Origin of the sequence: Faecalibacterium sp. An77, assembly GCF_002161315.1 — a bacterium.
In the GTDB taxonomy this organism is placed as follows: domain Bacteria; phylum Bacillota; class Clostridia; order Oscillospirales; family Ruminococcaceae; genus Faecalibacterium.
In genome coordinates this window covers 73,790-92,354 of the sequence record NZ_NFHK01000006.1, presented here as the reverse complement: position 1 = coordinate 92,354, position 18,565 = coordinate 73,790, and the positions used below count along the sequence as shown (strand labels likewise).

Genomic DNA, 18,565 nt, shown 5'->3' with positions numbered 1-18,565 from the left:
GTTTTCTGTGCCGGCGTCGCTCTTCTTCCAAAACCAAGGCTTGCAAATTTTTTAGGTATTCGTTCTCCGCGCGCAGCCGCTGGTTCTCGGCGATCAGGTCTTCTTCAACCGTCTTAGACAACTCGGCAGACCGGCTGCTATTTTTTCGCCCTCGCCGTTCGATCGCCAATCCTTCCGGCCCTTCTTCAAGATAGATTCGCTCCCACCGTTCAATGATGCCATGGTTGTTGATCTCAAACCTTCGCATCGCTTCGCGAACACTTATGTGTTCCTTTCGCATTGTCTCTACTACCAGTTGCTTAAATTCCGGCGTGTAGCGCTTGTTCGGTATTCCTTTTGGCATAATAAAACACCCCACTTGTTATCCAGTATACCATACTGTCTAACAAATGGGGTGCAGTTCACAGGCGCCCTTTGTGCTCGGCGGTTTTCATTTTATAGGAAGCCCGGCGGAAAAGCCGGCAAAACTTTTACTGAGATCAGATCTTGTGGTACTTGCGGTCCTCTTCCTCGTAGATGGGGTCGCAGGTGACATACATGCCCAGACGGTTGAGGGTCTCGCTGTCCACGCGGGAGAGGATGACCGTCGAGTGCATGTCGCAGCCCTTGAGGTTGGGCAGCTGGTTCAGAGCGGCCTCGGCGTATTTGTTCTCCAGGATGGAGCTGGACAGGGCGATCAGAATCTCGTCGGTGTGGAGGCGGGGATTCTTGCTGCCGAAATAGGTGGTCTTCAGCTTCTGGATCGGCTCAATGGCCCGGGCCGACACCAGCTCGATTTCCTGATCGATGCCCGCCAGCTTTTTCAGGGCGTTGAGCAGGGCCGAGGAAGCGGCGCCCAGCAGGGGACCGGTCTTGCCGGTGACGATGGAGCCGTCCGGCAGTTCGATGGCGGCGGCGGGCAGGCCGCCGGTCTTTTCGGAGCGGGCGTGGGCCATCTTTTCCACGGCCCGGCTGCCCACCGTCAGACCTGCCTGGTTGACCAGCAGCTCCAGCTTGAAGCGGTCGTCCTTGGCGGTGCCGCCCACTTTCTGGTCGCACAGGCACTTCATGTAGCGGCGCAGAATCTCCTTCAGAGAGGCCTCGCGGCAGACTTCGTCGTCAATGATGCAGTTGCCGGCCATGTTGACGCCCATGTCGGTGGGGGAGCGGTAGGGGCTCTTGCCGGCGATCAGGTCGAACATGGCGTTCAGCACCGGGAAGATCTCGATGTCGCGGTTGTAGTTGACCGCCGTCTCCCCGTAGGCTTCCAGGTGGAAGGGGTCGATCATGTTGACGTCGTTCAGGTCGGCGGTGGCGGCCTCATAGGCCAGGTTCACCGGGTGCTTCAGGGGCAGGTTCCAGATGGGGAAGGTCTCAAACTTGGCGTAGCCGGCCTTTACGCCGCGCTTGTATTCATGGTACAGCTGGGACAGGCAGACCGCCATTTTTCCGCTGCCGGGGCCGGGGGCGGTGACCACCACCAGGGGCCGCTCGGTCTCGATGTAGTCGTTTTTGCCGTAGCCCTCGTCGCTGACGATCCGCGCCACATCGCCGGGATAACCTGCGATCTTGTAGTGGCGGAAGGTGCGGATGCCCAGGCTGTTGAGCTTTTTCTCAAAGGCTTCCACCTCCGGCTCGGGGGTGTACATGGTCACGCAGACGCTGCCCACAAACAGCCCCACGCCCTGGAAGGCGTCGATCAGGCGCAGCACGTCCATGTCGTAGGTGATGCCGTAGTCGCCGCGGATCTTGTTGTTGATGATGTCCTCTGCGCTGATGACCACGATGATCTCGGCCTGATCCTTCAGCTGCAGCAGCATCTGGAGCTTGGAGTCGGGCTGGAAACCGGGCAGCACGCGGGAAGCATGGTAATCGTCGAACAATTTGCCGCCGAATTCCATATACAGCTTGTTGTCGAACTGGGCGATCCGGTCCCGGATATGCGCCGACTGCATGGCAAGGTACTTGTTGTTGTCAAATCCTATGTTCATCTGCGTCCCACTTTCCTCTAAAAATTCCATGCGGGCAGGCCCGGCCGGACTTGCCCGCGGTTAAAATGCACACTGAATTCAGTATACCACACTCAAAACCGCGGTGCAATTCCACTTTTTGATTCAAGGGCCGATCCTGCGCCCGGACGGCAGAGAATCCTGAAAGGCTCTTTTGGGATTTTTTGTTTAAAAAAGTGGGAATTTTTGTCCAAAGGGGTCTGGACAAATCCAAATAAATGTGCTATAACAATCTAGTAAACATAGCCGGTGTCGATGACGGTGAGGTCCCACCTGTTCCCATTCCGAACACAGAAGTTAAGCTCACTTGTGCCGAAGATAGTTGGCTGGAAACGGCCTGTGAAAATAGGTAGATGCCGGCATTATGCACCTCTAGCTCAGTTGGTAGAGCAACTGACTCTTAATCAGTGGGCCCAGGGTTCGAGTCCCTGGAGGTGCACCACCAAAAAGCACACAGCAAGGACGAAGCGTCCGGGCTGTGTGCTTTCTTTTTTGCCTTTGCGCCGAATCGGACTGCTTTTTGACTGCCTTTGGATTCAGGCGGATGGAAAAACGGGGCTTATTTCCGGACGGCGGCCACCAGCAGCATCATGGGCCGCCGCATTTCGTCTTTCATGCCCTCCAGATGCAGCATTTCCGCGGGGGGCTGGGGCTCCACAACATGCTGCAGCTCAAAGCCGTTGATCAACAGGGTGTTCAGGTAGGTGGTCAGGGTCCGGTGGTACTTGATGACCTTTTCCCCCAGGAAAACCGCCTCCCGGCGGCCTTCATAGTAATAGTTGTCCACCGGAAAATGAAGGATCTTTCCGTTTTGGTCGTAGTACCAGTCCTGGGTGCCGTAGGCGGTGAACACCGGGTGTTCCACCGAAAAGACAAAATGGCCGCCGGGCCGGACCCATCGGGCAATCCGGGCCGCCAGGGCCCCAAAATCCTGTACATAGTGGAAGGTCAGGGAGCTCAAAACTACGTCGAAGCTCCCGTCGGGAAAGTCCAGATCCTCCATGGCGATGCGCTGGTACTGGATCTGCGGGGCGGAGTTGATTTCCCGGGCCTTTTGAAGCATTTTCTCGGAAATGTCTGTCCCCAGCACCGAGGCGGCCTGATGGTCAGCGGCGTATTTGCAATGCCAGCCGTAACCGCACCCCAGGTCCAGAACCCGCTGCCCCGCAAAAGCCGGAAGCATCTTCTGGAGCTCGGACCATTCGCCGGCCCCCTGCAGGCCTTTCTGGGACCGCAGCATCTGGCTGTATTTCTGGAAAAAGACGTCGTTGTCGTATTTGTTTTCTTTCATGTTCGGGTCCTCCCATGTAAATATCGCAAGTGTTTCTGTGATGATTTACATGGGTTTATGCAATTTTTTGGGAGATGATGCCGCCGCGCATGGCGATGCCCCCTTTCCGGATGGCGCGTTCGTTATAAATATAAGAGGGGAACGCCCGGCCCGCGGGCAGGCTGACCCTCAAAAAAGCAGCGGGGAACCGGGCGCACATCAAGCGGCCCGGGAGCCTGGCGGCAGGAAATATCCCTGCACTGCCCCAGAATACCACAACCCAAGGCAAATTTCCATAGACCGCGGGGGAGAGAAGGCTGCCTCAAAATTTTCACGATTGAATACTTGACTTTGTCAAGCTGTGCTGCTATACTTGACCAGGTCAAGAGAAAAGACCCTTGCAATCCACTTCAGAAAGAAGATCCTGCTATGTATGAAACCATCACCAGCCCTCTGAATTACGGCGGGCTTGTTTTAAAGAACCGGATTATTTTTGCCCCCACCAGCATGGGCCTGCCCATGGAGGAACAGGTGGCCTATCTGCGCCGCCTGGCCGCCGGCGGCTGCGCCATGATTATCATTGGGGATGTGCCGGTGCTGCCCGGCAAATTCGGGCCGTCCCTGTATTCCAAAAAGGGCTTTGCCTATTACAAGGCCATGGTGGACGCCGTCCACAGCGAAGGCTGCCGGATCTGCGCCCAGCTGCATCAGTCCGACTCCAACCTGAAAGGGATGCTCAAGTACATCCCCGGCGTGCTGACCAAGAAAATCTCGATGGAGGAGCTGCGCCCCCTTCTGAACCAGCAGGTGGGGCCCTACATCACCGGCCTGCCGGTGGAGAAGATTCACAGGATCACCGAGGCCTTCGGCACCGCCGCCGAAAAGGCGGTGGAGGCCGGCTTTGATATGGTCCAGGTCCACGGGGACCGGATGTGCGGCAGCTTCAGCTCCTCGGTGTTCAACCACCGCACCGACGCCTACGGCGGCAGCCCCGAAAACCGGGCCCGCTTTGCGGTGGAGGCGGTGTCCGCCATCCGCCGCCGTCTGCCCCAGCTGCCCATCGACTACAAGCTGGCGGTGCGGCAGGAGAACCCCCACTACGGCAACGCCGGCGTGCTGGAGGAAGAGCTTCCCGTCTTTGTGTCCCTGCTGGAACAGGCGGGAGTCACCAGCTTCCATGTGACCCTGGCCAACCACGGGGAACTGAGCGACACCATCCCGCCCCGGAATCACCCGGTCTTTGGGGATGAGGGCTGCTTCTTGAAGTTCTGCGACCAGGTGCGGGCCCTGAGCCAGCTGCCCATCTGCGGGGTAGGCGGCCTGGGTGACCCCGACTTTGTGGAAGAACAGCTGCAGTCCGGCCGGATCGACTGTGCGGCCATGAGCCGCCAGCTGATCGCCGACCCCGAATGGCCCAGAAAGGTACAGGAGGGCCGCGCCGGTGACATTCACCGCTGCGTCCGCTGCAATAAAGAGTGCCTGGGCGGGATGATGGCCCACCGCGGCGTCCACTGCATCTATGAAAGGAAGGAAACCAAATGAGCTACGCAATCGTTTACAGCAGCCGGACCGGAAATACCGCCTTGCTGGCCCAGGCCATCCGGGACGCTCTGCCCCCGGAAGAATGTGTTTACTTTGGTGTGCCCGCCCCGGAGGCCCTGGCCGCCGACGTGGTGTATGCGGGGTTCTGGACCGACAAGGGCACCTGTGACCAGCCGCTGAAGGAGTTCCTGCAGGGGCTGACCGGTCAGAAGGTGTTCCTGTTCGGCACCGCCGGCTTTGGCGGTTCTCCGGCCTATTTCGACCAGATTCTGGCCCGGGTGAAGGAAAACCTTGCCCCCGGCGTCCAGGTCCTGGGCACCTATATGTGTCAGGGCAAAATGCCCCAGGCGGTCCGCGACCGCTACCTGCAGATGGAGGACAGCCCCCGGCGGGCCATGATGCTGGCCAACTTTGACCAGACTGCCAGCCATCCCGACGCCGCAGACCTGGCCCGGCTCAAGGCCGCTGCGGCAGAAACCATCTAACCAGGCGATTCCCGGGACGGCCTGCGCGCCATCAAGGGCCGTCCGTTTACCCCCCGAAAAGTGCTCCCGCGATTTGACAGGCCGCGGGGGCGCTTTTTTGCGTTTGGGAGCAGGACGGGCAGCCTGCGCTTGTCATCCTGGCCGGATTGGTTTATACTGTCTATAGCACAGCAATCACTGAAACAGGGAGGGCATTCCTTATGGATCTGCAAGGCAAGTGTGTCCTGTTGGGGATCACCGGCGGCATCGCCGCCTATAAGATGGCCAATGTGGCCAGCGCGCTGAAAAAGCGGGGGGCCGATGTGGAGGTCATCATGACCCGCAACGCCACCCAGTTCATTACACCCCTGACCTTTGAGACTCTGACCGGCCACAAGTGTATCGTGGATACCTTTGACCGCGACTTTCAATTTGACGTCACTCATATTTCGCTGGCCAAAAAGGCGGACGTGATTCTGGTGGCCCCCGCCACCGCCAACGTCATCGCCAAGATGGCCCACGGCATCGCCGACGATATGCTGACCACCACCGTCCTGGCGGCCGGCTGCCCCAAACTGGTCTCTCCGGCCATGAACACCGGCATGCTGGAAAATCCCATCACCCAGGACAACATCCGCACCCTGGAGCGGTACGGATTCACCATCATTCCGTCCGAGAGCGGGGTCCTGGCCTGCCATGACGTGGGCAAGGGCCGTCTGCCCGCCGACGCCGTCCTGCTGGACTATGTGGAGCAGGCCCTCACCCCCAAGGACCTGGCAGGCCTGCGGGTGACCGTCACCGCCGGCCCCACCCAGGAGGCCATTGATCCGGTCCGTTTCCTGACCAACCACTCCACCGGCAAAATGGGCTATGCGGTGGCCCGGGCTGCCGCCATGCGGGGCGCCAGCGTCACCCTGATCCATGGCCCCACCTCCCTGGAGCCGGTGCGCTTCACGGAAGATGTGGCCATCACCTCGGCGCAGGATATGTACGAGGCCGTCACCAGCCGCTTTGAACAGACCGATATTCTGGTGATGGCGGCGGCGGTGGCCGATTACCGGCCCGCCACCGTGGCCGCCGACAAGGTCAAAAAGTCGGACGGGGATATGAGCATCCCTCTGGTGCGCACCGCCGACATTCTGGGCACCATCGGCCCCCGCAAAACCCATCAGTTCCTCTGCGGCTTCTCGATGGAAACCCGGGACATGGTGGCTCACTCGGCCGAAAAGCTCCAGCGGAAAAATCTGGACATGATCGTGGCCAACAACCTCAAGGACCCGGGAGCGGGCTTTGGGGTGGACACCAACCTGGTCACTTTCCTGACACCGGACGGCGGCGTGCGGCAGCTGCCCCTGATGAGCAAGGACGCGGTGGCCGGGGCCATTCTGGACGAAATTATGGCCCGGAAGGGCCGCTGAACAGCCCCTGCAGCCGATCGGGCCGGCGGTCTGCTCTTGTAGTATCCTACAAAAAAGAGAAGTGATTTCCGGCTTTTTCTCAAAAATGAAGGGGAACTGTTTATTTCGTCCGCTAAAAATACTATAATAATCAGTAACAATGCACCATTGTGTCCTGCGGGAGCCATCGGGCCCGGTCCAGGACTTCTTCCGGCCGGACGGGCCGCGGATATAGGGAGGTAACGCGTTTTATGAACATGTTCAGCAATTATGACCAGCGCCTGCTGGATCATGTCAAAAAGATTCATTTCATCGGCTGCGGCGGCAGCGGCATGTATCCGCTGATCCAGATTCTGGCAGCTAAGGGGTATGAAATTTCGGGCAGCGACGTGCTGGACGGCAGCATCATCCGCTCCGAGCGGGAAATGGGCATCAAGGTGACCCTGCACCACGACGCCGACAACATCGTCGGCGCCGATCTGGTGGTGTATTCGGCCGCCATCCCCAAGGACAATGTGGAGCTGGCCGCCGCCGAGAGCTACGGCATCCCCACGGTGGAGCGCAGCGTCCTGCTGGGCTATGTGAGCCGCCTGTACAAGAACAGCATCTGTGTCTCGGGCACCCACGGCAAGACCACCACCACCGCCATGATCACCACCGCCCTGGAACTGGCAGGCCGGGACCCCAGCGCCGTCATCGGCGGCAAGCTGCCCCTGATCGGCGGCTACGGCAAGGCCGGCAAAGGCGACGACATTGTGGTGGAGGCCTGCGAGTACGCCGAGACCTTCCTCAAGCTGACCCCCTACCTGTCGGTGGTGCTGAACATTGACAACGACCATCTGGACTATTACGGCAGCATGGGCGAGCTGAAGTTTGCCTTCAAGCGCTTCTCCCTCATGACCCAGTTTATGATTTTCGCCAACGCCGACGACAAGAACACCATGGATGTCATGTACACCATCCAGCGCCGTGTCCGCACCTTCGGCATCAAGAACAGCGGCGACTATCAGGCCATCAACATCACCGAGTACCGCCCGGGCTTCTATGAGTTCGACCTGAAGTCCTGGGACCATGCCACCGGCCACATCAAGCTGGCGGTGCCCGGCTACCACAACATCTACAACGCTCTGGCCATGTGCGCCGTCTGCCTGTCCATGGGCCTGACCGTGGAGCAGTGCGCCGATGCCCTGGCCTCCTTCAAGGGCGCATGCCGCCGCTTTGAGGTGTACGGCGAGTGCAACGGCGCCGTGGTGGTGGACGACTATGCCCATCACCCCACCGAAATGCGGGCTACCCTCACCACCGCCAAGGAACTGGGCTACAAGCGCCTGATCGCCGTTCATCAGCCGTTTACATACAGCCGCACCAAAATGCTGCTGAATGATTTTGTAGACGTGCTGAAGCTGGCCGACGTCACCGTTCTGACCCCGATTCTGGGCAGCCGTGAGCCCAACGACCCCTCCATCAACAGCGCCAAGCTGGCCGCCAAGATCCCCGGGGCCGTGGTGGTAGACAGCCTGGATGCGGCCGCCCAGTGGGTCAAGGAAAACGCCCGGGAGGGCGACCTGGTCATCACCCTGGGCTGCGGCGATATCTACAAGGCTGCCCGGATGATGGTGCAGGAGGGCTGAAAAGTCCATGAACGCGCCCATTGATATCCGGGATGTGGTGCTCCATACCCCGCGGCTGACCCTGCGCCCCTGGCGTCCGGAGGACCTGGAGGATTTTTACGCCTATGCCCGGGTGGATGGGGTGGGCCAGATGGCCGGATGGCTGCCCCACCAGAGCCGGGAGGAGACCCAAAAAATTCTGGACCTGTTCATCAGCCAGCACAAGACCTTTGCCCTGGAATATCAGGGCAGGGTGGTGGGTTCCCTGGGCATTGAGTGCTACGACGAGGAAAATTATCCCGAGCTGGCCGGCCCCCGGGGCCGGGAGATCGGCTATGTGCTGGCCAAAGACTGCTGGGGCCAGGGACTGATGCCCGAGGCGGTCAAGGCGGTGATCCGGTACCTGTTTGAGGTGGAAAAGCTGGATTTCCTGATTGCGGGCCACTTTGACCGCAACACCCGCTCGGCGCGGGTCATCGAAAAGTGCGGTTTCCGCTACAACAAGACCCTGCCCTATGAGACCCACTATGGCACCGTGGAGACCTCGGAGGAGAGCATTCTCTGGAACCCGGACCGCGCCGGCGTCTGATTTGAAGAAAAATTGAAAAAACCTCTTGCATTTTCCGCCAAAGTGTGGTATTATACTTGAGTCGCAAGACACTTTGGACGGTTAGCTCAGCTGGTAGAGCATCTGCTTGACGTGCAGGAGGTCACAGGTTCGAGTCCTGTACCGTCCACCAGACCCCGGAACATACGTTCCGGGGTTTTTCATTTCCTTGTGGTGTATCACCCAAAAAATCCCCGCCGTGGCGCAATGCCAGGCGGGGATTTTCAGTGTGGCGGGTCAGGCCGCCATGAAGCTCAATAGCCGTTCAGCCCCAGGCTGACGTCCAGGGCCTGGTTGACCCGTTTCTGGTCCTCGGGGGTGATCTGGCCGGCGCGCTGGCGCAGCCGGTGCTTATCCAATGTGCGGATCTGCTCCAGCAGCACCACGCTGTCCTTGGCCAGGCCGGTGTCGGCCGCCCGGATGTTGATGTGGGTGGGCAGGCGGGTCTTATCCAGCCGGGATGTAATGGCCGCCGCGATCACGGTGGGGCTGTGCCGGTTGCCGATTTCGTTCTGGACGATCAGCACCGGGCGGACGCCGCCCTGCTCCGAGCCGACCACAGGCGACAGGTCGGCGTAAAAAACTTCTCCTCTGTGTACCTCCATGGAACTCCCTCCTTACAGATTGGGGGGCGCGGTATCTGGCCGCTCTATGTGTTGGCGTGCCAGCGGCCCGCAGCCCTTTGGGTGACACCAGAAGTATGCCCCAAAGGCCCCGGGCCTATGCAGGCCGCCGCTGGTTTATCTTATGCAGGGAGTTCCGTTTTCTTCCAGCAGGCAGACCGCCATGGCCATGCCGCCGTCGTGGCTGAGGGTGAGATGGGCGGTGAGCTGGTGCTGAGCCACCCACTCGGCGGTCCGGCCCGAAAACCGGTAGGCCGGCGCCCCGGAGGGGAGCCGCACAGCCTGGATCTCGGCCAGGGAGAAGGGCCCCGCCAGACCGGTGCCCGCCGCCTTGAGGAAGGCCTCCTTGGCGGCGAAGTCGGCCGCTGCGCTGGCGATGCGGTGGGCCGAGAGGGTGCCCTCTCCCTCCTCCGAAAGGCCCAGGGCGGCCCGCTCCTCGGGGCCCAGCACCCGCCGCGCAAAGGCGGCCCCGTGGGGGCCGGTGAGGCTTTTTTCCATCCGGGCCACAGCGCACAGATCGCACCCGATGCCGAAGATCATACAGCTCCTCCTTTCCCGGCCGCCGGCCGGACCCGCTCTGGGCGGGAAAATGACCTGAAAATGGGACGATGCCCCACTTGGGGCCCGCGATGCAGGGAAAAAGCCCTCGCACCGTGCTCAAAACAGAGGCTCAAATACTACTTTAGATGTAGCTGTTTTGTAAATATTTGTATCCATACTTGAAGTTTGGGCCTGATTCGTGTAGAATAAAAGAAGCATTTGTGCGGCAGCCCGTGGCCGCAGACCGCTTTGTATCCACAAAGCAGAAGGGAGTGGATTGTTATGAGTGAACCTACTGCTATTTTTTCGATCCACGATGAAAAGGACGAGCAGATCCGTGAGATATTGCAGCAAGTGTATGCTGCGCTGAAAGAGAAGGGCTATAACCCGGTCAATCAGCTGGTGGGCTACATCCTGTCGGAAGACCCCACCTACATCACGACCCACAACGGCGCGCGCTCCCTGATTCGCAAGGTTGACCGCGATGACCTGCTGCAGGCGCTGCTGCGCAACTATCTGGATGTCTGATTCCATCCACATCTGATCCGGCCCGCTGCCCCCGTGAGGGGCGGCGGGTTTTTCGTTACCGGCGCAGGGGCAGGGTGAAAATCTGGTTCACCGTCACCTCATATTCCCAGGGCTCCCGCAGCTTTTTCAGCTGCTTTTCCAGCTTTTCGGTCCCCTCAAACAGGCCGATGCACTCGTGCCAGAAGGCTTTCATCCGGCTGATGGCGGCGGGAGCGCTGCCAAAGGCGGCGGTGTAGCCGGTGTACAGCCCATCCAGATAGGCCCGCAGCTCCTCTTTGGAGGCGGGGGCCCCGCCCCGGGCCCGGCGGAACAGGGCCGGGTCGGCAATGAGGCCCCGGCCCGCCATCAAGCCCGAAAGACCGGGCCAGGCGGCCTCCAGGGCGGCGAAGTCCTGGGGCGTGGTGATGTCCCCGTTGTAGCAGACGGGAAAATGGCAGGCGGGCAGGGCGGCGGCAAAGGTGTCCCGGTCCGCCTGGCCCCGGTACAGCTGGCGCATCACCCGGGGATGGATGATGAGCTCGGCCAGGGGATAGCGGTTGTAGACCTCCAGAATGGCCTGGAATTCCTCCGGCTTGTCCACTCCGATCCGGGTTTTGACCGAGATGGGCCCGCCCGCCTCCTCAAAGACCGTGTCCAGGAACCGGTCCAGAGCCTCCAGGTCCCGCAGCATGCCGGCGCCCTTTCCCTTGGCGGTGACGGTGCCGGAGGGACAGCCGAAATTTAGGTTGACCTCGGTGTAGCCCATCTGGCGCAGAACGCCGATCATCCAGGCGGCGCAGCTGCCGTCCTTGCCCAGAAGTTGGGGGATCACCGGCACGCCGGGGTTGGCCTCGGGCAGAAGCTCGTCCATCTTCTTTTTCACCGGGATGCGGTTTTCGGGCGGGGAGATAAAGGGGGCGTAATACCGGTCCGCCCCGCCGAAGATGTGCTGATGGGTCTGGCGCCAGACCCGGTCGGTGAGGCCCTCCATGGGGGCTGCATTGTAGCGCATGACATTGTCTCCTTGTGATATGGTTCGATGACACGATAGCATAGAGAAAGCCCCTTTGTCAAGGCGCAAAAAGGCCCGCCTTCCGGCGGGGAAGGCGGGCGCGGACGGGGAAAATTACCGGATGAAACTGGTGCGCTGCGGGGCCTCGGTCTCGGGCAGGCCGTAGGTCTCTTTGCCCAGGGCGATGCTCTTGATCAGGAAGGACATGTTCCGGGCCAGAACCCGCATGGTCTGCAGGCCCTCGGCATCCTGGGCGGCCTCGCCGGGGGCGCGGCCGTGGACGCTGTTCCAGTACTGGCTGGAGGCCACCGGCATGCCGGCGATGGTGAAGTATTTGTTCAGCTCGTCAAAGGTGGCAGACAGGCCGCCGCGGCGGGCCACCACCACGCTGGCGCCCACCTTCATGGCCTTGCTGAAGTGGGTGCTGTAGAACAGCCGGTCCAGGAAGGAGATCAGGGTGCCGTTGGCCGAGGCGTAATACACCGGGGACGCGATGACCAGGCCGTCGCAGGCCTCGAACTTGGGGGCCACGGCGTTGACGGCGTCGTCAAAGACACACTGGCCCTTCTGGGCACAGGTGTTGCAGGCGATGCAACCGCGGATGGCCTGGTTGCCAATCTGGATGGTTTCGGTCTCGATGCCCTCCTGGGCGAAGACAGCCTCCATCTCCTTGAGGGCGATGGACGTATTGCCGCCCACCCGGGGGCTGCCGTTGATCATAAGAACTTTCATGGATGTACACCTCGCTTGGTTTGCTTTGTACCAGTCTATGCGGCCCGGCGGGCCAAAAGCCAGTCCGGGAGCCGGGATTGGCTGGCTGTTTTATTATAACACGGCCCGGCCCGGAAGGAAAGCGGCCCGCCGCCGCGATTTTTTCAGAATTTGGCGCTTGACAACCGGGCGGGTCTGTATTACAATATGCACTGCGAAAGCTATATTTTTTCCTGTTTCTGAGACAAACAGGGGAGAATATAGCTTTTTTTAATGGGGCCCTTTGGTTGCCAAAAGGGCATGAAATTCACTACACAACGCAAGGAGCCTTAATTACATGCAGCAAAGCTTTATGAAAACAAAACCGGTTCTGCCGCTGGTGCTGTCCATGTCTCTGCCGATGGTGCTGTCGATGCTGGTGTCGTCGCTGTACAACATCGTGGACAGCTACTATGTGGCCCAGATCAGCGAGAGCGCCATGACGGCCCTGTCTCTGGTGTTCCCGCTGCAGAACCTGATCAATGCGGTGACCATCGGCTTTTCGGTGGGCGCCAACGCCGTCATCTCCTATCATCTGGGGGCCCAGGAAAGCCGCAAAGCCACGGCGGCCGCCTCCCAGAGCATTGTATGGAACGTCCTCCACGGCCTGGTGCTGACGGCCATCTGCATCCCCGTCATGCCGGCCTTTCTGGGGATGTTCACCACCGACGGGGTGGTGATTGACCTGGGCGTGCGCTATTCCCGGATCGCCTTTGCCTTCTCCGCCGTGGTCGCCGCGGCCATGTCGCTGGAAAAAATCTGCCAGGCCACCGGCAAGATGATGATGACCATGGTCTGCATGCTGTCGGGCTGCGTCACCAATATCCTGCTGGACCCGGTGCTGATCTTTGGCTGGGGCCCCTTCCCGGCCATGGGCGTGGAAGGCGCAGCCATCGCCACCGGCGTGGGCCAGCTGTTCAGCCTGGGCATCTATCTGGTCTGCTATTTCACCGGCCGTATCCCCGTCCGCATCCGTTTTGGCCGGGATATGATCGACTGGGCCATCACCCGGAAGATGTACGCCGTGGGCGTGCCGGCCACTCTGAATCTGGCCCTGCCCTCCCTGCTGATCTCCTGCCTGAACATCATCCTGACGGCGTACTCCGAGGTCTATGTGCTGGTGCTGGGCGTCTACTACAAGCTCCAGACCTTCCTGTACCTGCCGGCCAGCGGCATTGTCCAGGGCATGCGGCCCATCATCGGCTACAACTACGGCGCCCGGGAGCATGAGCGGGTCCGCAAAATCTTTATGACCGGCCTGACCCTCTCGGTGGGGATCATGGCGGTGGGCACTGTCCTGTGCTGGGTGGTGCCGGACTGGCTCATCGGCCTGTTCTCCACCAACGCCGAGACCATCGCGGTGGGCAGCACCGCCCTGCGGATCATCAGCCTGGGCTTTATCATTTCGGCGGTGTCGGTTATTTCCTGCGGCGCCCTGGAGGGCCTGGGCATGGGCGGTCCCTCGCTGCTGATCTCCCTGCTGCGGTACGCTTTGTGCATCATCCCGGTGGCCTTTGTGCTCAGCCGCATCTGGGGCGCGGTGGGCGTCTGGCACGCCTTCTGGGTTACCGAAGTGGTGGCCTCGGTGGTCAGCTGGCAGATCTGCCGCCGCAACGTCTTCTCCAAATCCCAATCCGATCCGGAAGACTGACAATCAAAAAGAGCGGACCCGCAAAGGTCCGCTCTTTTCAACTTTAACCCAGGTACTTGTGGAAAAACGCTGCCATGGTGTCGAAGGGGATGACGTCGGTCCGGTCGTAGAGATCGGTGTGGACCGCCCCGGGGATGATGAGCAGCTCTTTGTTTTCGGGGCAGGGATTGCCCTCCATCATGGCCGCAAAGGCGTCCCGGCTCATGTAGCAGGAGTGGGCCTTTTCGCCGTGGATCACCAGCACGGCGCTGCGGATTTCATTGGTGTAGGTCAGGATGGGCTGGTTGAGGAAGGAAATGCAGCCGGTGACGTTCCAGCCGCCGTTGGAGTTGAGGGACCGGGGATGATAGCCCCGGGGCGTCTTGTAGTAGTCGTAGTAGTCCTTCACAAAGAAGGGGGCGTCCTCCGGCAGGGGGTCCACCACGCCGCCTCCCAGCACATAGCTGCCGCTGCGGTAGTCGGCGGTGCGCTGGGCGTTCAGGGCAACCCGCTTGGCGTGGCGGGCTTCTTCGCTGTCCTCGGCGTCAAAGTAGCCCTTGGCGTTGATCCGGCTCATGTCGTACATGGTGGAGGTGACGGTGGCCCGGACCCGAGTGTCCAGGGCGGCAGTGTTCAGGGCCAGACCGCCCCAGCCGCAGATGCCGATGATGCCGATTTTGTCGGGGTTCACGTTGTCCTGCACCGACAGGAAATCCACCGCGGCCTGGAAGTCCTCGGTGTTGATGTTGGGGGAGGCCATGTACCGGGGCTGGCCTCCGCTCTCGCCGGTGAAGGAGGGGTCAAAGGCCAGGGTCAGAAAGCCCTTTTCGGCCATGGTCTGGGCGTACAGGCCCGAGGCCTGTTCCTTGACGGCGCCGAAGGGGCCGCAGACCGTAAGGGCGGGCAGGGGCCCGGCGGCGTCCGCCGGCTGATAGAGGTCAGCCGCCAGGGTGATGCCGTACCGGTTGTGGAAGGTCACTTTGCGGTGGGTGACCTGGCTGCTGGGGGCAAAGGTCTTGTCCCATTCCTGGGTCAGGTGCAGTGCTTCTTGGGTCATAGCCAAAAACCTCCTTTGGGATCTGCGTCCTGCTTGTGCATCAGGTAGAGCAGGTGATCGAGACAGTCAATCTTATATTCCACACAGTGGAGCGTCTGGAGCAGAGCTGCTTTTTGGCGGGCCAGCATGCGGTATTGTTCGCAGCGGCGGTGGGCCTGCTCCAGCTCCAGAAAGCGGGCGATGAGGTCGTCGTCGCATCCGGCGTCCGACAGGTTCCGCCGCAGGCGGAACACCTGCTCTTCTGAAAGGGTTTCCATCCGGCACACCTCCTTGGCCCGCTGGGGTTTGTTTCTGGTTGTATTGTAGGACAGCGCCGGTCAAATAGCAAATACTTCGTTTTTATTGGGAGAAATGCTTGGCAGGCATACCAAAAAGGGTGTATACTGAAAAGGCAAAAAGCGGAAAGGAGGACGGCAGGGGCCCGGAAGGCCGCGCCCTGCCGCATAGGGATGGAGATACGGACACTGCGCTATTTTCTGGCGGTAGCCCGGGAGGGCAGCATCACCCGGGCCGCCAATTTTCTGCACCTGACCCAGCCCACCCTGTCCCGGCAGATGCAGGACCTGGAGCAGGAGCTGGGCCGTCAGCTTCTGATCCGCAAAAGCCACCGGGTGGACCTGACCCCCGAGGGGGTGCTGCTGCGCAAGCGGGCCGAGGAGATTGTGGCCATGGTGGACAAGACCGAGGCCGAGTTCATCGCCCTGGAGGACACCATCAGCGGAGATATCTACATCGGCAGCGGCGAGACCCGGGGCCTGTGCCCCATTGCGGACCTGATCCGGCAGCTGCGGGCGGAGTGCCCCGGCATCCGGTATCACCTGCACAGCGGCAACGCCCAGGATGTGACCGACCGGCTGGACAAGGGCCTGCTGGATTTCGGCATCCTGATCCAGCCGGCGGACATCGCCAAATACGACACCCTCAGCCTGCCGGCCAAGGACGTCTGGGGGGTGCTGATGCGCCGGGACAGCCCCCTGGCCCAGAAGGAGTACATCGAAAAGGCCGACCTGATGGAGCTGCCTCTGATCTGCTCCCGCCAGGTCATCACCCCTCACCCGGGAGAAAACGCCTTTGCGGACTGGTTTGGGGAGGACTTCGGCAAGCTGGACATTGCAGTCAACTACAACCTGGTGTACAATGCGGCCCTGCTGGTGGAGGCAGGGGTGGGGTACGCCATCACCCTGGACGGCCTGGCCAACACCTCGGAGAGCAGCAAACTGTGTTTCCGGCCCCTGTGGCCAAGGCTGGAGTCGGGCCTGGATATTGTGTGGAAAAAGTATCAGGTGTTTTCACCGGCGGCGGAACTGTTTCTGTCCCGCCTGCGGGAGAAGATTGAGCAGGATCGGCGGATATGAAAAAACCGGAGCCTTTTGGAAGGCTCCAGTTTTTGGTTTGTGGGATCAGCGGGTTTCGCCGGCGGGCTTTTTGGCCTGACGGAAAGGCACCAGCCCGGTGCGGTTGAGGGCCACCATCACCGCCGGAATCAGGATCAGCTGGATGATGATGCCGGGGATGGCGTTGAGGAAGGCGCTGGCCATAAAGACCTGCAGGGTCAGGGCGCTGCCGGTCAGGCCCAGCAGCACCGCCTGCACCACGCCCCAGACGGCGCGGCCGGCCAGCATGGCCAGCAGCAGGCAGCGGTACAAAGCCCGGATGCACTGCCAGCGGGACCGGCTGTACAGCAGGCCCACCACCAGGCCGTAGGTCATCAGCTCAAAGGCCATGGAGGTGGCGGTGGGGAACAGGGGCGGCATCCCGAACAGGACCGACCGCAGCAGGGGCACAATGAAACCCACGGCTGCGCCGTACTGCCAGCCGCAGATCAGACCGCAGAGGAACACGGGAAGGTGCATGGGCAGCAGCATGCTGCCAATCTGGGGGATCTGCCCGGTGAAGAAGGGCAGTACCAGGCCCAGAGCAAGGAACATGGCGGACAAAGTCAGAGTTTTCAGCTGTTTGTTCACGTGATGGTTCTCCTTATACCTGTGTTTTGTGCCGCCGGATGCCGCAGCAGCCGGACGGAGGATTCCATATCCTACTATAGCACAAGAGAAGGAAAAGCACAAATGCCTTGTGGGAATAACCGGGCATATGGCCGCGGCATGACCCGGGTCAGGCTGCGTCGGGCTGGTGGAGCTCCGGCCACTTGCGGCGGAGGATCACCGCCGCAAGGACAGCCGCCAGAGCCGAGGTGGCGGGGAAGTTGATCCACAGACCCTGCAGACCCAGAGGCCACAGCACCAGCAAAAGCGCCACCGGGAACAGCAGGGCGGTGGACACCGAGATAATGGAGGCGGCCAGAGGCTTTTCGATGGCCAGCATATAGCTCTGGGTGGCAAAGGAGAGCCAGCGGGTCAGATAGGTCAGGCTGAACAGCTGCAGCGCGCCCACCGACATGGCCAGGGCATCCCCGGCGGCGCCGGCGATGAACAGCCGGGTAATCCAGGCCGGGGCCAGGCCGATGACCACCACCGACACCAGCGAGATGACCGCCGCCGCGATGAAGCAGCATTTTTCGATGGCCCGCACCCGGGAGAATTTCCGGGCGCCCCAGTTGTAGCCCACCGCCGGCTGGAGAGAATCGCACATGCCGTACATGAGGGGCTGGATGAAGCCGTCCACATACATCAGGACGCCGTAGACCGAGACGGCCAGCTCGCCGCCCAGCCGCACCAGGAACAGGTTCATCAGGATGGAGGTGATGCGGCCGGCGATGTTGTTCAAAAAGCTGGGGCAGCCGCAGACAAAGATTTGGCGCAGCTGCCGGGCCTCAAACCGGGGCCGGCAGAAGTGGAGCAGGGCTTTGCCCCGGACAAAGGGGATGAAAGCCAGCAGGACGCACAGGAACATGCCCAGCGAGGCGGCGAAGGCCGCCGCCCAGATGCCCCATCCGAACACGCCCAGAAACAGCACGTCGAAGGCGACGCAGAGGACCGACATCAGGATGTTCAGGTACATGCTGCCCCGGATGTAGCCCGAGATCCGCAGGTAGTTGTCCACCGCGAACAGGATGGTGGTGAAGGGGGAACAGAGGGCATAGGTCCGCAGATACTGGACCGCCTGGACGGCGAAATCGCCCTTGGCGCCCATCATGCCGATGAGGAAGGGCGCCGCCGCGAACATGATGGCCCCCATCAGGGCGCCGGTGGCCACAATCAGGATGCAGGCACAGGTGAAAATGTTGTTGGCCTCACGGCGGTTTTCCCGGCCCAGGGCGATGGAAATGGGCACCGAAGATCCCACGCCGATCAGGTCGGCCAGGGAAAAGTTGATGATGACAAAGGGCAGGGCCAGATTGAGGGCCGCAAAGGCGGTGGAGTTGAGAAAGTTCCCCACAAAGATGCCGTCCAGAAACTGGTACAGCGAGGAGGCCAGCATGCTGACGGCCCCGGGAATGGAGGCAATAAAGAACAGCTTTACAGGGGGTGTCTTGGCAAAAAGTGCGGTGGATTCCATAAAGATGAAACATCTCCTTTCTGTCATGGCGAGAGAAAAGCGGAGGACAAACCCCGGTGCGCCGGTCCGGGGCGGCGGTTTTCCATAAACCAAAAAAGGCGCCCGGCCATTG

At 61.0% G+C, this 18,565-nt stretch carries 19 protein-coding genes, 2 tRNA genes and 1 rRNA gene; 11 read left to right on the top strand and 11 right to left on the bottom strand.

Going from position 1 to position 18,565, the window contains the following annotated elements; translation table 11 throughout:
* Together B5G28_RS04110 and B5G28_RS04105 are read right to left on the bottom strand one after the other, a co-directional pair.
* Positions 1-343: helix-turn-helix domain-containing protein (locus B5G28_RS04110; protein ID WP_087246453.1), on the bottom strand; the 343-nt coding region annotated here is incomplete at its 3' end.
* 136 nt (positions 344-479) lie between these two features.
* Positions 480-1,970: a DUF1846 domain-containing protein gene (locus tag B5G28_RS04105; protein WP_087246445.1), complete on the bottom strand. Its 1,491-nt coding sequence runs from the start codon at positions 1,968-1,970 to the stop codon at positions 480-482.
* 263 nt (positions 1,971-2,233) lie between these two features.
* Between B5G28_RS04105 and rrf the strand changes: the two genes are divergently transcribed.
* Both rrf and B5G28_RS04095 read left to right on the top strand, forming a co-directional pair.
* Positions 2,234-2,350, top strand: a 5S ribosomal RNA gene (rrf, locus tag B5G28_RS04100).
* Positions 2,351-2,354: 4 nt separating this feature from the next.
* Positions 2,355-2,430, top strand: a tRNA-Lys gene (locus B5G28_RS04095).
* Positions 2,431-2,547: 117 nt separating this feature from the next.
* On the opposite strand, the gene B5G28_RS04090 is transcribed toward B5G28_RS04095, so the two are convergent.
* Complete coding sequence (locus B5G28_RS04090) at positions 2,548-3,279, bottom strand: class I SAM-dependent methyltransferase (RefSeq protein WP_087246444.1); 732 nt, start codon at positions 3,277-3,279, stop codon at positions 2,548-2,550.
* A 408-nt stretch (positions 3,280-3,687) separates the two neighbouring features.
* On the opposite strand from B5G28_RS04090, the gene bilR reads away from it, so the two are divergent.
* The 6 genes from bilR to B5G28_RS04060 all read left to right on the top strand — a co-directional run bounded on the left by bilR (position 3,688) and on the right by B5G28_RS04060 (position 9,011).
* Entirely contained in the window at positions 3,688-4,800 is a 1,113-nt protein-coding gene (gene bilR, locus B5G28_RS04085; RefSeq protein ID WP_087246443.1) for a bilirubin reductase, read from the top strand.
* Positions 4,797-5,285, top strand: a complete 489-nt coding sequence (gene bilS / locus B5G28_RS04080; RefSeq protein WP_087246442.1) for a flavodoxin family protein BilS — start codon at positions 4,797-4,799, stop codon at positions 5,283-5,285. Before bilR ends, bilS begins: the two co-directional genes overlap by 4 nt.
* Before the next feature lie 200 nt (positions 5,286-5,485).
* Positions 5,486-6,682 carry a bifunctional phosphopantothenoylcysteine decarboxylase/phosphopantothenate--cysteine ligase CoaBC gene (coaBC, locus tag B5G28_RS04075; RefSeq protein ID WP_087246441.1) on the top strand — a complete coding sequence of 399 codons (1,197 nt, stop codon included), beginning with the start codon at positions 5,486-5,488 and terminating at the stop codon, positions 6,680-6,682.
* A gap of 230 nt (positions 6,683-6,912) precedes the next feature.
* On the top strand, positions 6,913-8,292 hold the full coding sequence (murC, locus tag B5G28_RS04070; protein ID WP_087246440.1) for a UDP-N-acetylmuramate--L-alanine ligase: 1,380 nt from the start codon (positions 6,913-6,915) through the stop codon (positions 8,290-8,292).
* A gap of 7 nt (positions 8,293-8,299) precedes the next feature.
* On the top strand, positions 8,300-8,860 hold the full coding sequence (locus B5G28_RS04065; RefSeq protein ID WP_087246439.1) for a GNAT family N-acetyltransferase: 561 nt from the start codon (positions 8,300-8,302) through the stop codon (positions 8,858-8,860).
* Between the two features lie 75 nt (positions 8,861-8,935).
* Positions 8,936-9,011 (top strand) — tRNA-Val (locus B5G28_RS04060).
* Between the two features lie 121 nt (positions 9,012-9,132).
* Here B5G28_RS04060 and B5G28_RS04055 read toward each other — a convergent pair.
* Both B5G28_RS04055 and B5G28_RS04050 read right to left on the bottom strand, forming a co-directional pair.
* Positions 9,133-9,483 carry a type II toxin-antitoxin system PemK/MazF family toxin gene (locus tag B5G28_RS04055; protein WP_087246438.1) on the bottom strand — a complete coding sequence of 117 codons (351 nt, stop codon included), beginning with the start codon at positions 9,481-9,483 and terminating at the stop codon, positions 9,133-9,135.
* 135 nt (positions 9,484-9,618) lie between these two features.
* Entirely contained in the window at positions 9,619-10,041 is a 423-nt protein-coding gene (locus B5G28_RS04050; RefSeq protein ID WP_087246437.1) for a holo-ACP synthase, read from the bottom strand.
* A gap of 282 nt (positions 10,042-10,323) precedes the next feature.
* Here B5G28_RS04050 and B5G28_RS04045 point away from each other — a divergent pair, with 282 nt between their 5' ends.
* Positions 10,324-10,569: an IreB family regulatory phosphoprotein gene (locus tag B5G28_RS04045; RefSeq protein ID WP_087246436.1), complete on the top strand. Its 246-nt coding sequence runs from the start codon at positions 10,324-10,326 to the stop codon at positions 10,567-10,569.
* A gap of 55 nt (positions 10,570-10,624) precedes the next feature.
* On the opposite strand, the gene B5G28_RS04040 is transcribed toward B5G28_RS04045, so the two are convergent.
* Together B5G28_RS04040 and B5G28_RS04035 are read right to left on the bottom strand one after the other, a co-directional pair.
* Positions 10,625-11,560, bottom strand: a complete 936-nt coding sequence (locus tag B5G28_RS04040; protein WP_087246435.1) for a tRNA-dihydrouridine synthase family protein — start codon at positions 11,558-11,560, stop codon at positions 10,625-10,627.
* Between the two features lie 114 nt (positions 11,561-11,674).
* A complete protein-coding gene (locus B5G28_RS04035) occupies positions 11,675-12,292 on the bottom strand; it encodes a flavodoxin family protein (protein WP_087246434.1) in 618 nt (205 codons plus the stop codon).
* Between the two features lie 316 nt (positions 12,293-12,608).
* On the opposite strand from B5G28_RS04035, the gene B5G28_RS04030 reads away from it, so the two are divergent.
* Positions 12,609-13,961, top strand: coding sequence for an MATE family efflux transporter (locus B5G28_RS04030; protein WP_087246433.1), 1,353 nt, complete (start codon positions 12,609-12,611; stop codon positions 13,959-13,961).
* A gap of 43 nt (positions 13,962-14,004) precedes the next feature.
* Here B5G28_RS04030 and B5G28_RS04025 read toward each other — a convergent pair whose 3' ends face one another.
* Together B5G28_RS04025 and B5G28_RS04020 are read right to left on the bottom strand one after the other, a co-directional pair.
* A complete protein-coding gene (locus B5G28_RS04025) occupies positions 14,005-14,997 on the bottom strand; it encodes an alpha/beta hydrolase (RefSeq protein WP_087246432.1) in 993 nt (330 codons plus the stop codon).
* Positions 14,994-15,254 (bottom strand): hypothetical protein, encoded by a 261-nt coding sequence (locus B5G28_RS04020; RefSeq protein ID WP_087246431.1) that lies wholly within the window; start codon positions 15,252-15,254, stop codon positions 14,994-14,996. Before B5G28_RS04020 ends, B5G28_RS04025 begins: the two co-directional genes overlap by 4 nt.
* Positions 15,255-15,446: 192 nt before the next feature.
* Here B5G28_RS04020 and B5G28_RS04015 point away from each other — a divergent pair, with 192 nt between their 5' ends.
* Positions 15,447-16,352 carry a LysR family transcriptional regulator gene (locus B5G28_RS04015; RefSeq protein ID WP_087246430.1) on the top strand — a complete coding sequence of 302 codons (906 nt, stop codon included), beginning with the start codon at positions 15,447-15,449 and terminating at the stop codon, positions 16,350-16,352.
* Positions 16,353-16,397: 45 nt separating this feature from the next.
* Here B5G28_RS04015 and B5G28_RS04010 read toward each other — a convergent pair whose 3' ends face one another.
* Positions 16,398-16,961, bottom strand: coding sequence for an ECF transporter S component (locus tag B5G28_RS04010; RefSeq protein ID WP_087246429.1), 564 nt, complete (start codon positions 16,959-16,961; stop codon positions 16,398-16,400).
* 148 nt (positions 16,962-17,109) lie between these two features.
* Positions 17,110-18,453 carry an MATE family efflux transporter gene (locus tag B5G28_RS04005; RefSeq protein ID WP_087246428.1) on the bottom strand — a complete coding sequence of 448 codons (1,344 nt, stop codon included), beginning with the start codon at positions 18,451-18,453 and terminating at the stop codon, positions 17,110-17,112.
* Positions 18,454-18,565: the final 112 nt, after the last annotated feature.

Bases quoted from the DNA above. Each gene is read 5' to 3' on its own strand.
- B5G28_RS04105 (WP_087246445.1), bottom strand. From the start codon at position 1,970: ATGAACATAGGATTTGACAACAACAAGTACCTTGCCATGCAGTCGGCG.
- B5G28_RS04090 (WP_087246444.1), bottom strand. From the start codon at position 3,279: ATGAAAGAAAACAAATACGACAACGACGTCTTTTTCCAGAAATACAGC.
- bilR (WP_087246443.1), top strand. From the start codon at position 3,688: ATGTATGAAACCATCACCAGCCCTCTGAATTACGGCGGGCTTGTTTTA.
- bilS (WP_087246442.1), top strand. From the start codon at position 4,797: ATGAGCTACGCAATCGTTTACAGCAGCCGGACCGGAAATACCGCCTTG.
- coaBC (WP_087246441.1), top strand. From the start codon at position 5,486: ATGGATCTGCAAGGCAAGTGTGTCCTGTTGGGGATCACCGGCGGCATC.
- murC (WP_087246440.1), top strand. From the start codon at position 6,913: ATGAACATGTTCAGCAATTATGACCAGCGCCTGCTGGATCATGTCAAA.
- B5G28_RS04065 (WP_087246439.1), top strand. From the start codon at position 8,300: ATGAACGCGCCCATTGATATCCGGGATGTGGTGCTCCATACCCCGCGG.
- B5G28_RS04055 (WP_087246438.1), bottom strand. From the start codon at position 9,483: ATGGAGGTACACAGAGGAGAAGTTTTTTACGCCGACCTGTCGCCTGTG.
- B5G28_RS04050 (WP_087246437.1), bottom strand. From the start codon at position 10,041: ATGATCTTCGGCATCGGGTGCGATCTGTGCGCTGTGGCCCGGATGGAA.
- B5G28_RS04045 (WP_087246436.1), top strand. From the start codon at position 10,324: ATGAGTGAACCTACTGCTATTTTTTCGATCCACGATGAAAAGGACGAG.
- B5G28_RS04040 (WP_087246435.1), bottom strand. From the start codon at position 11,560: ATGCGCTACAATGCAGCCCCCATGGAGGGCCTCACCGACCGGGTCTGG.
- B5G28_RS04035 (WP_087246434.1), bottom strand. From the start codon at position 12,292: ATGAAAGTTCTTATGATCAACGGCAGCCCCCGGGTGGGCGGCAATACG.
- B5G28_RS04030 (WP_087246433.1), top strand. From the start codon at position 12,609: ATGCAGCAAAGCTTTATGAAAACAAAACCGGTTCTGCCGCTGGTGCTG.
- B5G28_RS04025 (WP_087246432.1), bottom strand. From the start codon at position 14,997: ATGACCCAAGAAGCACTGCACCTGACCCAGGAATGGGACAAGACCTTT.
- B5G28_RS04020 (WP_087246431.1), bottom strand. From the start codon at position 15,254: ATGGAAACCCTTTCAGAAGAGCAGGTGTTCCGCCTGCGGCGGAACCTG.
- B5G28_RS04015 (WP_087246430.1), top strand. From the start codon at position 15,447: ATGGAGATACGGACACTGCGCTATTTTCTGGCGGTAGCCCGGGAGGGC.
- B5G28_RS04005 (WP_087246428.1), bottom strand. From the start codon at position 18,453: ATGGAATCCACCGCACTTTTTGCCAAGACACCCCCTGTAAAGCTGTTC.